The sequence below is a fragment of the Acidovorax sp. NCPPB 3576 genome, assembly GCF_028473605.1.
Taxonomy (GTDB): domain Bacteria; phylum Pseudomonadota; class Gammaproteobacteria; order Burkholderiales; family Burkholderiaceae_C; genus Paracidovorax.
In genome coordinates this window covers 4,856,776-4,871,268 of the sequence record NZ_CP097267.1, presented here as the reverse complement: position 1 = coordinate 4,871,268, position 14,493 = coordinate 4,856,776, and the positions used below count along the sequence as shown (strand labels likewise).

18 protein-coding genes and 1 pseudogene are annotated in these 14,493 nt (G+C 65.1%); 16 read left to right on the top strand and 3 right to left on the bottom strand.

What is annotated here, in order from left to right; all coding sequences use genetic code 11:
- The 8 genes from rplB (at window position 1) to M5C98_RS22180 (ending at window position 3,904) form a co-directional block, all read left to right on the top strand.
- The gene (gene rplB, locus M5C98_RS22215) at window positions 1-825 is read left to right on the top strand and encodes a 50S ribosomal protein L2 (protein ID WP_092745109.1); all 825 of its coding nucleotides are present in this window, start codon (window positions 1-3) and stop codon (window positions 823-825) included.
- A gap of 10 nt (window positions 826-835) precedes the next feature.
- On the top strand, window positions 836-1,111 hold the full coding sequence (gene rpsS, locus M5C98_RS22210; RefSeq protein ID WP_272549643.1) for a 30S ribosomal protein S19: 276 nt from the start codon (window positions 836-838) through the stop codon (window positions 1,109-1,111).
- 8 nt (window positions 1,112-1,119) lie between these two features.
- The gene (rplV, locus tag M5C98_RS22205) at window positions 1,120-1,452 is read left to right on the top strand and encodes a 50S ribosomal protein L22 (protein ID WP_005796970.1); all 333 of its coding nucleotides are present in this window, start codon (window positions 1,120-1,122) and stop codon (window positions 1,450-1,452) included.
- Window positions 1,453-1,468: 16 nt separating this feature from the next.
- On the top strand, window positions 1,469-2,353 hold the full coding sequence (gene rpsC / locus M5C98_RS22200; RefSeq protein WP_272549641.1) for a 30S ribosomal protein S3: 885 nt from the start codon (window positions 1,469-1,471) through the stop codon (window positions 2,351-2,353).
- 2 nt (window positions 2,354-2,355) lie between these two features.
- Window positions 2,356-2,772, top strand: coding sequence for a 50S ribosomal protein L16 (rplP, locus tag M5C98_RS22195; RefSeq protein WP_056662458.1), 417 nt, complete (start codon window positions 2,356-2,358; stop codon window positions 2,770-2,772).
- Between the two features lie 16 nt (window positions 2,773-2,788).
- The gene (gene rpmC / locus M5C98_RS22190) at window positions 2,789-2,986 is read left to right on the top strand and encodes a 50S ribosomal protein L29 (RefSeq protein ID WP_272549639.1); all 198 of its coding nucleotides are present in this window, start codon (window positions 2,789-2,791) and stop codon (window positions 2,984-2,986) included.
- A gap of 9 nt (window positions 2,987-2,995) precedes the next feature.
- On the top strand, window positions 2,996-3,265 hold the full coding sequence (gene rpsQ / locus M5C98_RS22185; protein WP_272549638.1) for a 30S ribosomal protein S17: 270 nt from the start codon (window positions 2,996-2,998) through the stop codon (window positions 3,263-3,265).
- Window positions 3,266-3,397: 132 nt separating this feature from the next.
- Window positions 3,398-3,904: a peroxiredoxin gene (locus tag M5C98_RS22180; RefSeq protein WP_272549636.1), complete on the top strand. Its 507-nt coding sequence runs from the start codon at window positions 3,398-3,400 to the stop codon at window positions 3,902-3,904.
- A gap of 231 nt (window positions 3,905-4,135) precedes the next feature.
- Here the strand turns inward: M5C98_RS22180 and M5C98_RS22175 are convergent, their stop codons facing one another.
- Window positions 4,136-4,627, bottom strand: coding sequence for a GNAT family N-acetyltransferase (locus M5C98_RS22175; protein ID WP_272549635.1), 492 nt, complete (start codon window positions 4,625-4,627; stop codon window positions 4,136-4,138).
- Window positions 4,628-4,727: 100 nt separating this feature from the next.
- Window positions 4,728-5,231: a TlpA disulfide reductase family protein gene (locus tag M5C98_RS22170; RefSeq protein ID WP_272549633.1), complete on the bottom strand. Its 504-nt coding sequence runs from the start codon at window positions 5,229-5,231 to the stop codon at window positions 4,728-4,730.
- A gap of 243 nt (window positions 5,232-5,474) precedes the next feature.
- Between M5C98_RS22170 and M5C98_RS22165 the strand changes: the two genes are divergently transcribed.
- From M5C98_RS22165 to ptsP, 4 genes are all read left to right on the top strand, one after another.
- Entirely contained in the window at window positions 5,475-6,026 is a 552-nt protein-coding gene (locus tag M5C98_RS22165) for a hypothetical protein (protein WP_272553370.1), read from the top strand.
- 106 nt (window positions 6,027-6,132) lie between these two features.
- Window positions 6,133-6,585: a PTS sugar transporter subunit IIA gene (locus tag M5C98_RS22160; RefSeq protein WP_272549632.1), complete on the top strand. Its 453-nt coding sequence runs from the start codon at window positions 6,133-6,135 to the stop codon at window positions 6,583-6,585.
- A complete protein-coding gene (locus M5C98_RS22155) occupies window positions 6,554-6,823 on the top strand; it encodes an HPr family phosphocarrier protein (protein WP_272549631.1) in 270 nt (89 codons plus the stop codon). Before M5C98_RS22160 ends, M5C98_RS22155 begins: the two co-directional genes overlap by 32 nt.
- 78 nt (window positions 6,824-6,901) lie before the next feature.
- On the top strand, window positions 6,902-8,656 hold the full coding sequence (ptsP, locus tag M5C98_RS22150; protein ID WP_272549630.1) for a phosphoenolpyruvate--protein phosphotransferase: 1,755 nt from the start codon (window positions 6,902-6,904) through the stop codon (window positions 8,654-8,656).
- 98 nt (window positions 8,657-8,754) lie between these two features.
- Here ptsP and M5C98_RS22145 read toward each other — a convergent pair.
- Window positions 8,755-9,556, bottom strand: a pseudogene (locus M5C98_RS22145) (TorF family putative porin).
- Between the two features lie 313 nt (window positions 9,557-9,869).
- Here M5C98_RS22145 and kdpF point away from each other — a divergent pair.
- The 4 genes from kdpF to kdpC are packed head-to-tail and all read left to right on the top strand — an operon-like array spanning window position 9,870 to window position 14,473.
- Complete coding sequence (gene kdpF / locus M5C98_RS22140; protein ID WP_272549629.1) at window positions 9,870-9,968, top strand: K(+)-transporting ATPase subunit F; 99 nt, start codon at window positions 9,870-9,872, stop codon at window positions 9,966-9,968.
- Between the two features lies 1 nt (window position 9,969).
- Window positions 9,970-11,784, top strand: coding sequence for a potassium-transporting ATPase subunit KdpA (gene kdpA / locus M5C98_RS22135; protein ID WP_272549628.1), 1,815 nt, complete (start codon window positions 9,970-9,972; stop codon window positions 11,782-11,784).
- A 1-nt stretch (window position 11,785) separates the two neighbouring features.
- Window positions 11,786-13,882 (top strand): potassium-transporting ATPase subunit KdpB, encoded by a 2,097-nt coding sequence (kdpB, locus tag M5C98_RS22130; RefSeq protein ID WP_272549627.1) that lies wholly within the window; start codon window positions 11,786-11,788, stop codon window positions 13,880-13,882.
- 18 nt (window positions 13,883-13,900) lie between these two features.
- Window positions 13,901-14,473: a potassium-transporting ATPase subunit KdpC gene (kdpC, locus tag M5C98_RS22125; protein ID WP_272549625.1), complete on the top strand. Its 573-nt coding sequence runs from the start codon at window positions 13,901-13,903 to the stop codon at window positions 14,471-14,473.
- Window positions 14,474-14,493: the final 20 nt, after the last annotated feature.

The following is a 14,493-nucleotide window of genomic DNA, read 5'->3' as shown; positions in this document are numbered from 1 at the left end:
ATGGCCGTCATTAAAATGAAACCTACTTCGCCCGGCCAACGTGCCGTGGTGAAGGTTACCCGTGACCACCTGTACAAGGGTGAAGCGTATGCGCCGCTGCTGGAGCCTCAGTTCCAGAAGGCCGGTCGCAACAACAACGGTCACATCACGACCCGCCACAAGGGCGGCGGCCACAAGCACCACTACCGCGTGGTGGATTTCGTCCGTAACAAAGACGGCATCCCCGCGAAGGTCGAGCGCATTGAATACGATCCGAACCGTACGGCTCACATCGCTTTGGTGTGCTATGCCGACGGTGAGCGCCGTTACATCATTGCCCCCCGTGGTCTGGAAGTCGGCAGCACGCTCCTGAGCGGCTCCGAAGCCCCGATCCGCGCAGGTAACACGCTGCCGATCCGCAATATTCCCGTGGGTTCGACCATTCACTGCATCGAGCTCAAGCCCGGTGCTGGTGCGCAGATCGCACGCTCGGCAGGCGCTTCCGCAACGCTGCTGGCCCGTGAAGGCACTTATGCCCAGGTGCGTATGCGCTCTGGCGAAGTGCGCAAGATCCACATCGAATGCCGTGCAACGATTGGCGAAGTCGCCAACGAAGAGCACAGCCTGCGCCAACTCGGCAAGGCCGGTGTGAAGCGCTGGATGGGTATTCGCCCAACGGTTCGTGGCGTTGCCATGAACCCGGTGGATCACCCTCACGGTGGTGGCGAAGGCCGCACCGGCGAAGGCCGCCATGCTGTCGATCCTTGGGGCAATCTGACCAAGGGTTATCGCACCCGCAACAACAAGCGCACACAAGTGATGATTGTGTCGCGTCGTAAGAAGTAAGGGATAACAAATGACTCGCTCTCTCAAAAAGGGTCCGTTTGTTGACCACCACTTGATGGCAAAGGTCGAGAAGGCCGTTGCTACCAAGGACAAGAAACCAGTCAAGACCTGGTCGCGTCGCTCCATGGTTCTGCCCGATTTCATCGGTCTGACCATCGCCGTGCACAACGGCAAGCAGCACGTACCGGTGTATGTCACCGACCAGATGGTGGGCCACAAGCTGGGCGAATTCGCCCTGACGCGCACCTTCAAGGGTCACCCTGCTGACAAAAAAGTCAAGAAGTAAGGAACGACATGTCTGAAACACGTGCAGTCCTCCGGGGCGTCCGTCTGTCGGTCGACAAGGGCCGTCTGGTCGCTGATCTGATCCGCGGCAAGAAGGTTGACCAAGCTCTGAACATCCTGACGTTCACGCAGAAAAAAGCTGCAGGAATCGTCAAGAAGGTGCTTGAGTCCGCTATCGCCAACGCTGAGCACAACGACGGCGCTGACATCGACGAACTGAAGGTCAAGACCATCTACGTCGAGCAAGGCACCACGCTCAAGCGTTTCACCGCGCGCGCCAAAGGCCGCGGCAATCGCATCAGCAAGCCCACGTGCCATGTGTACGTGACGGTTGGCAACTGAAGGCCCGAGGAAGACTATGGGACAAAAAATCCATCCTACCGGCTTTCGCCTCGCGGTCAGCCGCAATTGGGCTAGCCGTTGGTACGCGAGCAACCGTGACTTCGCCGGCATGTTGGCCGAAGACATCAAGGTTCGCGAGTACCTGAAGGCCAAGCTGAAGAACGCTGCCGTCTCGCGCATCTTGATCGAGCGTCCCGCCAAGAATGCCCGCATCACAATCTACTCGGCACGTCCGGGCGTGGTGATCGGCAAGAAGGGCGAAGACATCGAGAACCTGAAGAAGGAACTCGCTATCCGCTTGGGCGTGCCTGTCGCAGTGAACATCGAAGAAGTGCGCAAGCCCGAAATCGATGCCAAACTGATTGCTGACAGCATCACCCAACAGCTGGAAAAGCGGATCATGTTCCGCCGCGCCATGAAGCGCGCCATGCAAAACGCCATGCGTCTGGGTGCCCAGGGCATCAAGATCATGTCGTCCGGCCGCCTGAATGGGATTGAAATCGCTCGTTGCGAGTGGTACCGCGAAGGTCGCGTGCCGCTTCACACCCTGCGCGCCGACATTGACTACGGCACGTCCGAAGCCAAGACCACCTACGGCGTCATCGGCGTCAAGGTCTGGGTCTACAAGGGCGATACGCTGGGCCGCAACGATCTGCCCGCAGTGGAAACACCGCGTCCAGAAGAAGAGCGTCGTCCCCGTGGCCCGCGTCGCGATGGCCGCCCAGGTGGCGATCGTCCCGGTGCAGGCCGAGGTGGTCCGCGTCGTCCTGCCGGTGCCAATGCGGCACCTGCAGACGGTAGCGACAAGCCCGCCGGTGCCGGTGGCGCCGATAACACCGCCGTTAAGCGCGTTCGCAAGGTTGACGCGCCCGCTACAGCAGCGGACGGCAAAGGAGAATAAAGATGCTGCAACCCGCTCGCCGCAAGTACCGCAAAGAGCAGAAGGGCCGTAACACCGGCGTTGCCACCCGTGGCAATTCGGTGGCCTTCGGTGACTTCGGCCTGAAATGCACGGACCGGGGCCGTCTGACGGCCCGCCAGATCGAGGCCGCACGCCGTGCGATCTCCCGTCACGTGAAGCGTGGCGGCCGTATCTGGATCCGCGTGTTCCCCGACAAGCCGATCTCTACCAAGCCCGCCGAAGTTCGGATGGGTAACGGTAAGGGCAACCCCGAGTATTACGTGGCTGAGATTCAGCCCGGCAAGGTGGTTTTCGAGATCGTCGGTGTGCCTGAAGAACTGGCCCGTGAAGCGTTCCGCCTGGCTGCTGCCAAGCTGCCGCTGCGCACCACGTTCGTGGCCCGTCAAATTGGCGCTTAAATTCAGGAGAATCGAAATGACGAAAGCTGCTGAACTGCGCCAAAAAGACGTCGCTGGCATCGAAACCGAAATCAAGTCCTTGCAAAAGGCCCATTTCGGTCTGCGCATGCAGAAGGCCACTCAACAACTGGCAAACACCAATACGCTGCGTATCACCCGTCGGGATATCGCTCGTGCCAAGACCATTCTTGCTGAAAAGCAAGCCGCCAAGTAAGGAGCCCACATGACGGAAGCTAAAAAATCCCTCAAGCGCACCTTGGTTGGCAAGGTGGTCAGCGACAAGCGTACGAAGACTGTGACCGTGTTGGTCGAGCGCCGTGTGAAGCACGAGCTCTACGGCAAGATCGTGGCCAAATCCAGCAAGTACCACGCCCATGACGAAAAGGGCGAATACAAGTTGGGTGACACCATCGAGATCACGGAAAGCCGTCCTATCTCCAAGACCAAGAACTGGGTTGCTACCCGTCTGGTTCAAAAGGCCGCTTTGGTCTAATTGGAAGATCCTTACAAGTCCTTCGGGCTTGTTGGCTGTCAAGCCGCTCAAAACGACCCACAATGCTGGGTCGTTTTGTTTTTTGGGCCTGCGTTTTGCAGAGCCGCCATTCCACCCATAGGAGAGCCCAGCATGATCAAAGTCGGTGAGAGTCTGCCTGCCATTACCCTGATGGAGTATTCGGAAGTCGAAGGCGAAGGTTGTAGCCTTGGTCCCAATCCCGTCGTGGTGGATCAAGCCACCGCTGGCAAAACCATCGCACTGTTTGCCGTGCCAGGGGCTTTCACGCCAACCTGTTCTGCCAAGCACGTTCCAGGCTATGTGGAACAGGCCGAGGCTTTCAAGGCAGCGGGTGTGGACGAGATCTGGTGTGTGAGCGTGAATGACGCGTTCGTGATGGGCGCCTGGGCACGTGACCAGAAAACCCAAGGCAAAGTGCGCATGCTGGCCGACGGCGATGCCGCCTTTGCCAAGGCCACCGGTCTGACGCTGGATCTGAACGGCAAAGGGCTTGGCCTGCGCAGCAATCGTTATTCGATGCTGGTGAGAGATGGCAAGGTGGCTTCGCTCAATATCGAAGCGCCTGGCAAGTTCGAGGTGAGTGACGCGGCGACGCTGCTGGCACAGGCCAAAGGCTGAACTGGAGGATGCTGCTGGCTCGGGAGAGGAGAGATATCTCGCGGCCAGCGCAATGGCCTTGTTCGTCGGGTTCACGGGCATGGCATGGCGGATGTCAGCACCATGCGCGCAGGTTTTTCATGACGGACCGCGGTGCCGAACCACCAAGAGTCCGATATGGGCGTAGCTAGTTAGAGGCGCGCGATGATTCGTTCTGGCGCCCTTCGGCACGATTGCGGTTGATCGGCACCCCTAATCGATATCCGCCTTGAGGTAGTGCGATCCCGCGATGGGGTTGTGGTAGTAAGGGGGGATTTCTTCGAAGCCCAAGTCGGCGTACAGCGCGCGGGCCGATTCCATGCCATCGAGCGTGTCAAGCAGCACGCAGGCATACCCCGCCTGCCTCGCCGCATCGAGGATGGCCTCTGCCAGTTGCCTGCCAAGGCCAAAGCCGCGGAAGGCCTTGCGCACGTACAAGCGCTTCATTTCGCTGGCATTGGGGTAGTCCGCGTTGTCCATGGGACGCAAGGCACAGCAGCCTGCAATGGCCCCGTCCACTTCCGCCAGCAGGATCTGGCCGCGCGGCGGTGCGTAGTCTGCCGGCAGGGTGGCCAGTTCGGACTCGAAGTTCTGAAAATAAAGATCGATGCCCAGGCTGTCGGCATATTCCCGGAAGATGTCGCGCACAGCGTCCATCTCCGACGGAAGAGTCGGCGTCAACAGGGCCACGGAAGGCTGGTCCACAGGCGGTTGCTAGGAGCGAAGGACTTGGCAGTGTAGCGGGCTCCGGCCAACCCATCGCGCCGGTAGCTGATTGCGATGGGCGCAGAGCGCCAAACGGAAATCAGGTTTCGGCGAGCAGTCGCTCGATGAGCCGGTGGAGTTCAGGGAAGTCAGGTGCACCGACGTAGGTTTTGACGATCTCGCCGCGCTTATTGACGATGAAAGTGGACGGGGTGAGCTTAACGTCGCCCCAGGCCTGGGCGACCGCTCCGGTGTTGTCGATGGCAACCTTGAAAGGCAGCTTGCGGGTCTCAGCAAAATTCACCACATAGCTCGGTGGGTCGTAGCTCATGGCGACGGCCAGGGTGTCGAAGCCCTGACCCCGGTATTTTTGGTACGTCGCTACGACTTCCGGCATTTCGGCCACGCAAGTGACGCAACTGGTGGCCCAGAAATTGACCAAGGTGACCTGGCCATGAAGATCAGCGGTGGTTTTCTTTGATCCGTCCAGAAGGACGAAAGTCGATTGTGGTGCCTTGGATGTGCCAGCGCTCAGAAACACAAAGGCGCCGATGCCTGCGAATGCCGCCACTGCAGCCGCTCCCAACCAATGCTTGATGCCCATTGCGCTCTTTCCACCTGTGTCTGCGCGGTTCGCGCAGTTGTCGACATTTTGCCGGATGGCCCCATCTTCGGGGTGATGGAGCGCAAGGCCCGGCGAAAGTTCGCTGACTGCCAAAAACCCGACGCAGCTGGCGGTGAGACACGCCGCCTGAAGCGGCGCGCCACGAACTACGGCGACCGAGCGCGCGACTCGAAGCCCGGAACGCCATGGCAGGACTGCTTCCGCACTCCGGATAATGCACGGATGCGTCGCCCCATCACTGTTGCCACTGCTTTGGTCCTGTTACTGACTGGTTGTAGCCCCGCGTTGAACTGGCGAAGCGTGCCGCTGGAAAATGCCGGCCTCACGGTGCTACTGCCGTGCAAACCCGATCAGGCCACACGTTCGGTGGACTTCGGTGGTCGCGCTGCGGACCTGGCCATGGCAGGCTGCGAGGCCGAGGGCGCAACGTTTGCCATCTCTCACCTGGTGGTCGAAGATCCTTCGCAGGCAGGCGCTGGCTTGGCACAGTGGCGGGTAGCGGTGCTTGCGCGCATGCAGGCCACGGCAACGGATGCGGATGCGGCCGAGGCCGGAGCCTCCTCCTTCGTGCCGAGCGGGGCGTTGGCCTTGCCACAGTCCCTGCGGCTGCAGGCGCAGGGCCGGCGCAGCGACGGCAGCCCGGTGGCCGCACAAGCCGTCTGGTTTGCCCGCCTGGAAGGGCAACAGGCGCGCCTGTACCATGCGGTGGTCTACACGGCCACCCCACAAACGGCGGTTGCGGACACGTTCTTTGCCGGGCTCGTCCTGCCATGAGCGTGCCCCGGCCGGATCGAGCCAGACCGCGGTGGGCCTGCGCAGGGCTGACGGTGGCCATTCCACGGTGCATGCGGCGCCATAATGCGGTTCACTCCATTGCCCCATGAGCACGCGCATCCTCATCATTGCCCACTCCCCGCTGGCCCATGCGCTGCGTGAGTGCGCTCTCCATGTTTTTCCTGACTGCGGCGACGAAGTGCTCGCGTTCGACGTGCACCCCAACACGCCGCCCGAAGAGACCCTGGCCACCGCCCGCATCCTGCTGGCTTCGCACGACGGCGATTCGCCCACGCTGGTGCTGACCGACGTGTTCGGCGCCACGCCGTGCAACGTCGCGCAGCGCCTGGTGGATGGCGAGCATTCGCGGCTGGTCACCGGCGTGAATCTGCCCATGCTGCTGCGCACCGTGAGCTACCGGCACGAACCGCTGGAGGCGCTTGTCTCGCGCGCGGTGGTCGGCGGCACCCAGGGCGTGATGCAGGTGGCGATCTCGGCCCCGCAGAACCAGATACGACGTTCCCACCATGATCAAGACGACCATCACCATCAGCAATAAGCTGGGCCTGCATGCCCGGGCGTCCGCCAAGCTCACGAAGCTGGCAGGCAGTTTTCCGTGCGATGTCTGGCTGGCCAAGGGCGAGAGGCGCATCAATGCCAAAAGCATCATGGGCGTCATGATGCTGGCCGCCGGGCTGGGCTCGACGGTCGAGTTGGAGACCAACGGCGCACAGGAGCAGGAAGCCATGGATGCGCTTCGGGCCCTGATCGACGGCAAGTTCGGCGAAGGGGAGTGATGTGCGGGCCGCGCTGATCGCCTGCCGCGCCGCCTGCAGGCCTGCGCGCGCCGCGGGCAGTCCAGGAGCGCCAGCGCCATGACGTTCGCCGTCCACGGTCTTGCGGTTGCCCGCGGCATCGCCATCGGGCGCGCCGTGCTGGTCGCGTCGAGCCGCGTGGACGTGGCGCACTATTTCATCGAGGCGGACCAGGTCGGCGCGGAGATCGTGCGCGTGCGCAACGGCCGCAACGCCGTGGTGGAGGAACTGCAGCGCCTGCAGGCCGAAATGCCGCACGATGCGCCCCCCGAACTGGCGGCGCTGCTCGATGTGCACATGATGCTGCTGCAGGACGAGGCGCTGGTGAGCGGCGTCAAGCACTGGATCACCGACCGCCTCTACAACGCCGAATGGGCGCTGACCACCCAACTGGAGGTCATCGCACGCCAGTTCGACGAGATGGAGGACGAGTACCTGCGCGAGCGCAAGGCCGATCTGGAGCAGGTGGTCGAGCGCGTCCTGCGCCACATGAAAGGCGTGGCCAGCCCCGTGGCGCCGCCGCCCAGCAGCCCGCGCCGCAGCAACCAGCAGGACCTGCTGCTGGACGACACGGTGGACGTGCCCCTCGTGCTGGTGGCCCACGACCTGTCGCCAGCCGACATGCTGCAGTTCAAGAAAAGCGTGTTCGCCGGCTTCGTGACGGACGTGGGCGGCAAGACCTCGCACACGGCCATCGTGGCGCGCAGCATGGACATTCCCGCGGTGGTGGGCGCGCGCGCCGCCAGCCAGCTGGTGCGGCAGGACGACTGGGTCATCATCGACGGCGATGCCGGCGTGATGATCGTGGACCCGTCGCCCATCATCCTGGCCGAATACGGCTTTCGCCAGCGCCAGACCACGCTGGAGCGCGAGCGCCTGTCGCGCCTGCGCCATACGCCGGCGGTCACGCTGGATGGGCAGAAGATCGAGCTGCTGGCCAACATCGAGCAGCCAGCCGACGCGGCCGCTGCGCTGCGCGGCGGCGCTGCGGGCGTGGGCCTGTTCCGCAGCGAATTCATGTTCATGGGGCGCAACGGCAACCTGCCGGGCGAGGAAGAGCAGTACCAGGCCTACCGCGAGGCGGTACAGGGCATGAACGGCATGCCCGTCACGCTGCGCACCATCGACGTGGGGGCCGACAAGCCCCTCGACAAGGGCTACAAGGACAGCTACCTGAACCCCGCGCTCGGCCTGCGCGCCATCCGCTGGAGCCTGGCCGATCCGGCCATGTTCCGCACGCAGCTGCGCGCCGTGCTGCGCGCGGCCGTGCACGGCCCGGTGAACCTGCTGTTCCCGATGCTCGCACACGTGAGCGAGATCCAGCAGACCCTCGCCCAGGTGGAGATGGCGCGGGCCGAACTGGATGCGCGCGGCGTGGCGCATGGGCCGGTGCAACTGGGAGCGATGATCGAAGTGCCGGCCGCCGCGCTCATGGTGCGCAGCTTTTTGAAGTATTTCGATTTTCTGTCGATCGGCACCAACGACCTGATCCAGTACACCCTGGCCATCGACCGCGCCGACGAGGCCGTGGCCCACCTCTACGACCCCCTGCACCCCGCCGTGCTGCAGCTGGTGGCCCAGGTGATTGCCGAGGGCGAGCGCCAGGGCAAGAGCGTGTGCGTGTGCGGCGAGACGGCGGGCGACGTCTCCATGACGCGGCTGCTGCTGGGCCTGGGCCTGCGCAGCTTTTCCATGCACCCGGCGCAGATCCTCGCGGTCAAGCAGGAGGTGCTGCGCGCCGACACCCGCAAGCTCGGGCCGTGGGCGCAGGGCGTGCTGGCCTCGGAAGACCCGGCCGCGCTGCTGGCCGAGTAGATTGCTATTTATTTAATAGCTAGAGGGGCAATGAATCTCAAGGCATCGGGCCTGTTTGGCCAGATGCCGCTGCGCCGGCCCCGCTGGCGGTGCTCCCGTCAGAAGACCTGGGCCAGCGTGACGATGAGGCGCCCTTTGTTGGGCGAGTAGCGCGCTGCATCCGCTGCCGGGCCGGTGGCGGCCGCATAGGCAGCCTGCCGGTTGGCCCCCTGCAATGCCCCGGCGAGCGAGAGTCCGCCGCCGAAGTCGTAGGCCGCACCGACCTGGTAATCGACGTAGCTGGGCCATCCCAGGCGGCGGATGTCCGCGGCCATGCGCGTATAGCCGATGGCGGCCTTCAAACTGAGCTGCGGCCCCAGCGCGCGGCTGTACGCCAGATTCACGTAGCCCGTGTTGCGCCCCGACAGGCCCGAGCCCGCCCGCATAGCCGAAATAGTCGTCCGACACGGTGTGCGAGTACTTGAGCGTGAACGTGCCCAGGGCCTCGTCGGCATGGGTGGCGCTGGCATACAGCTCGGTGGTGTTGCCGCTGCGGTTGCCAGGGTAGAGGTAGGCGAGGGCGCCCACGTCGAGGTCGGTGGCACCGGCCTTCCATTTGTAGCCGCCGTAGAGGTCGCTCTCCAGGCGGTTGCCGCGCAGCCAGTTCACGCTGGCGTTCCAGTTGCCGAGGTACCAGCCACTGTCGCCGAAGGCGTAGTCGAAGCCGCCCTGTACCGCCGGCTTGAAAGCGCCGGTCTTGGCGAACTGGTTCGAGCGGAGCATGTCCTGGTCCTGTCCGCGGAACTTGTAGTTCGACGTGAGGGCGATGTTGCCCGTGAACTGGGCGTGGGCCAGCAGCGGCAGCGCCGCGCACAGGGCAGCGGCCAGGGGCAGGGCTCGGAAAACGGAGAAAGGGGTCATGGCTTCACGCGGTCGTTGGAAAAGCGCAAGCGTAGGCAGGCCCCCGTAAAAACGGTGTCAAAAGCACGGGGCTGCCCATCAAGAATCGGTAGCGGCGTCCCGCCTTGCCGCGCATTTTTACGGCGCGTTTACGCCCGCCCCCCCAGTCTGTGCACCCTTTTTACGGGCGCCTTCCGAGAATCGATTCCATCGTTTTGATGCAGGAGTGAGAGATGGACATCGTGTGGATTGCAGCGCTGGTGGTGCTGTGGGTGGCCATGGCAGAAGCCGTGGTGCTGCTGGGCCGGTTCGACGGCCCCAAGGGAGCATCGCGGTGATCGCGCTCGAAGTGCTCTACGGCTTCGGCGCCATCGTTGCCGTGGTCCTGTTCGCGTACTTGGTATTTGCGCTCATCTGCGCCGAGGAGTTCTGAGATGGACGCATCCGCCTGGGGCCTGCTGGCCCTGTTTCTCCTCGTGCTCTTTGGACTGGCCTGGCCCCTCGGTCAATGGCTGGCTGCGATCTGCGATGGCCGGTTGCCGCGCTGGATGCACCGTGCCGAGTCGCCGCTGTACCGCATCGCCGGCGTTCGGCCCGAAGAGAGCATGCATTGGCGCCACTATGCGCTGGCGCTGCTGGCCTTCAATGCCATCGGTGCCGTGGTGGTGTACGGCCTGCAGCGTCTGCAGGGCGCGTTGCCGCTCAATCCGCAGGCAATGGCGGCCGTGTCGCCCGACTCGGCCTTCAACACCGCCATCAGCTTCGTCTCCAATACCAACTGGCAAGGCTATGCGGGCGAGGGCACCATGGGCTACCTCACGCAGATGCTGGGGTTGTCGGTGCAGAACTTCCTGTCGGCGGCCACGGGCATCGCTGTTGCTTTCGCGCTGGCCCGGGGCTTTGCCGCTCGCCGCACGGACGGCCAGGGGCTGGTGGGCAACTTCTGGGCCGACATGGTGCGCATCAACGCCTGGGTGCTGGTGCCGGTGTCTCTGGTGATCGCCGTGTTTCTGGTGGGGCAGGGCGTGATCCAGAACTTCTCTCCCTCCAAGGAAGTTGCCACGCTGGAGGCCACGGCCTACCAGAACCCGAAGCTGGGGACCGACGGGCAGCCCGAGAAAGACGCGGCCGGCAACCCGGTGACGGAGAGCGCGAGCACCGCCACGCAAACGCTGGCCATGGGGCCGGTGGCATCGCAGGAGGCCATCAAGATGCTGGGAACCAATGGCGGGGGCTTCTTCAATGCCAACTCGGCCCATCCGTACGAGAACCCCACGCCGCTGACCAACTTCGTGCAGATGCTGGCGATCTTCCTGATCCCCGCCGCCCTGTGCTTCACGTTCGGCCGGGTGGTGGGCGACCAGCGCCAGGGGCTGGCGATCCTGGCGGCCATGACCGTGATGTTCGCCGTGGCGGTGGCCGTGGTCATTCCCGCCGAGCAGGCCGGCAACCCGCGCATCGCCGCCCTGGGGGTGGACCAGGCGGCGACGGCGCTGCAGTCCGGCGGCAACATGGAGGGCAAGGAGGTGCGCTTCGGCATCACCGCATCGGCGTTGTTCGCCGCCGTGACGACGGCCGCCTCGTGCGGCGCGGTGAACGCAATGCACGACTCGTTCACCCCGTTGGGCGGGCTGGTGCCGATGGTGCTGATGCAATTGGGCGAGGTGGTCTTCGGCGGCGTGGGCACGGGCCTGTACGGCATGCTGGTGTTCGCCATCCTCGCAGTGTTCATGGCGGGGCTGATGATCGGCCGCACGCCGGAGTACCTGGGCAAGAAGATCGAAGTGCGCGAGATGAAGCTCACTTCGGTGGCCATCCTGGTCACCCCGATCCTGGTGCTGGTGGGCGCAGCGGTCGCCGTGATCGCGCAGGCGGGCCAAGCCGGCATCGCCAACCCGGGCGCCCATGGCTTTTCAGAGATCCTCTACGCCCTCACGTCGGCGGGCAACAACAACGGCAGCGCCTTCGCGGGCCTGTCGGCCAACACGCCGTTCTACAACGTGCTGCTGGGACTGGCCATGTGGTTCGGGCGCTTCGGCGTGATCGTGCCGGTGCTGGCCATCGCGGGTTCGCTCGCGGCCAAGAAGCGGCTGCCTGCCACCTCCGGCACGCTGCCCACGCACGGGCCGCTGTTCGTTGCCCTGCTGATCGCCACCGTGCTGCTGGTGGGCCTGCTCAATTACGTTCCGTCCCTGGCGCTCGGTCCCGTCGTGGAACACCTGATGCTGTGGACCCCAGTGAGGCCCTGACATGACAACCCCCAAGACATCCATTTCCCTTTCGCTGTTCGATGCCGCGCTGGTCAAGCCCGCGCTGTGGCAGTCGTTCGCCAAGCTCGATCCCCGCGTGCAGTGGCGCAATCCGGTGATGTTCATCGTGTTCATCGGCAGCCTGTTCACCACGCTGCTCTGGCTGCATGCGCTCACGGTGCCGCAGGACACGGGCATGCGCCCGGCCTTCGTGCTGGCGATCGCCGTCTGGCTGTGGTTCACCGTGCTGTTCGCCAATTTCGCCGAGGCGCTGGCGGAGGGCCGCAGCAAGGCGCAGGCCGCATCGCTGCGCGGCCTGCGCAAGGACACCTGGGCCAAGAAGCTGGCCGAGCCGCGCCATGGCGCCACCTTTTTGCCCGAGCAGGCCACCAACCTGCGCCGCGGCGATGTGGTGCAGGTGGATGCGGGCGACGTGATTCCGCTGGACGGCGAGGTCATCGAGGGTGTGGCCTCGGTGGACGAGAGCGCCATCACCGGCGAATCCGCGCCGGTGGTGCGCGAGTCGGGCGGGGACTTCTCGGCCGTCACGGGCGGCACGCGGGTGCTGTCGGACTGGCTGGTGGTGCGCGTGACGGTGAACCCCGGCGAGTCGTTCCTGGACCGCATGATCGGCATGGTCGAGGCCGCCAAGCGCCAGAAGACGCCCAACGAGGTGGCGCTGACCATCCTGCTGGTGGCGCTCACCATCGTGTTCCTCGTGGTCACCGTGACGCTGCTGCCGTTCTCGATCTTCAGCGTGGGTGCGTCGGGGGCGGGCACCGTCGTGTCGCTCACCGCGCTCGTGGCGCTGCTGGTGTGCCTGATTCCCACCACCATCGGCGGCCTGCTGTCGGCCGTGGGCGTGGCGGGCATGAGCCGCATGATGCAGGCCAACGTGATCGCGACCTCCGGCCGAGCTGTAGAGGCCGCCGGCGACGTGGATGTGCTGCTGCTGGACAAGACCGGCACCATCACGCACGGCAACCGCCAGGCGAGCGCATTCCTGCCTGCGCCGGGTACGACCAAAGAGCGCCTGGCACGCGCTGCCATGCTCGCTTCGCTGGCCGACGAAACGCCCGAGGGCCGCAGCATCGTCGAGCTGGCGCGCCGCAGCGGCGTGCCCGACGAGGCCGCCGCACCCGGCGTGCGCCTGGTGCCCTTCACGGCGCAGACGCGCATGAGCGGCGTGGACCTGCCGGCCACGGCCGGCGCACCCGAGGTGGCGCTGCGCAAGGGCGCGGTGCAGGCCATGGTGCGCCACATCCAGGCGCTGGGCGGCAGCGTGCCGGCCGAGGTGGTGCGCGCGGCCGACGACGTGGCGCGGCGCGGCAGCACGCCCCTGGCGGTGGCCGAGGGTTCCCAGGTGCTGGGCATCGTCGAGCTCAAGGACATCGTGAAGACCGGCATCAAGGAACGCTTTGCCGAGCTGCGTCGCATGGGCATCAAGACGGTGATGATCACGGGCGACAACAAGCTGACCGCCGCCGCCATCGCCGCCGAGGCGGGGGTGGACGACTTCCTGGCCGAGGCCACGCCCGAGGACAAGCTGGCGCTGATCCGCCAGTACCAGGCCGAGGGCCGCCTGGTGGCCATGACGGGTGACGGCACCAACGATGCGCCCGCGCTGGCACAGGCCGACGTGGCCGTTGCCATGGGCAGCGGAACGCAGGCCGCCAAGGAGGCCGGCAACATGGTGGACCTGGACTCCAATCCCACCAAGCTGCTGGAGGTGGTGGAGACCGGCAAGGCCCTGCTGATGACGCGCGGCTCGCTCACCACGTTCTCCATCGCCAACGACGTGGCCAAGTATTTCGCCATCATTCCGGCAATCTTCGTGTCCACCTATCCGCAGCTGGCCGCGCTCAACGTGATGCGGCTGGCGAGCCCCTCCTCGGCCATTTTGTCGGCGGTGGTGTTCAACGCGCTGGTGATCGTGTTCCTGATCCCGCTGGCGCTCAAGGGCGTGCGCTATCGCCCGGTCGGCGCCGCCGCGCTGCTGCGCCGCAACCTGGCGATCTATGGCCTGGGCGGGCTGGTGGTGCCGTTCATCGGCATCAAGCTCATCGACTGGGTGCTGGTGGCCGTGGGCCTCGTTTAAACCGTGCAAGGAACCGACATGATCAAAATCCTCCGCCCCGCGCTGGCCCTCTTCGTGCTGCTGAGCGCGATCACGGGCATCGTCTATCCGCTCATCGTCACCGGCGTGGCGCAGGCCGCGTTCCCGCAGCAGGCGGCGGGCAGCCTGGTATTGCGCGGCGGGCAGGCCGTAGGTTCGTCCCTGATCGGGCAGAACTTCACCGACCCGAAGCACTTCTGGGGCCGCCCCTCGGCCACCGCGCCCATGCCCTACAACGCCAGCGCGTCAGGCGGCTCCAACCTGGGGCCGCTGAACCCCGCCCTCACGGAGGCCGTCACCGCGCGCGTCCAGGCGCTGCGCGAGGCCGATCCCGGCAATGCCGCGCCGGTGCCCGTGGACTTGGTCACGGCCTCAGCGAGCGGGCTCGACCCGCACATCAGCCCCGCCGCCGCGCGCTACCAGGCCACCCGCGTGGCCAAGGCGCGCGGGTGGCCGGTGGAGCGTGTGCAGGCACTGATCGACAAGCACACCGATGCCCCGTTCATGGGCCTGCTGGGCGATCCGGGCGTGAACGTGCTCGCTTTGAACCTCGCGCTTGACGCGGCGCGATGAGCCGCTTGCTTTGCACGCCG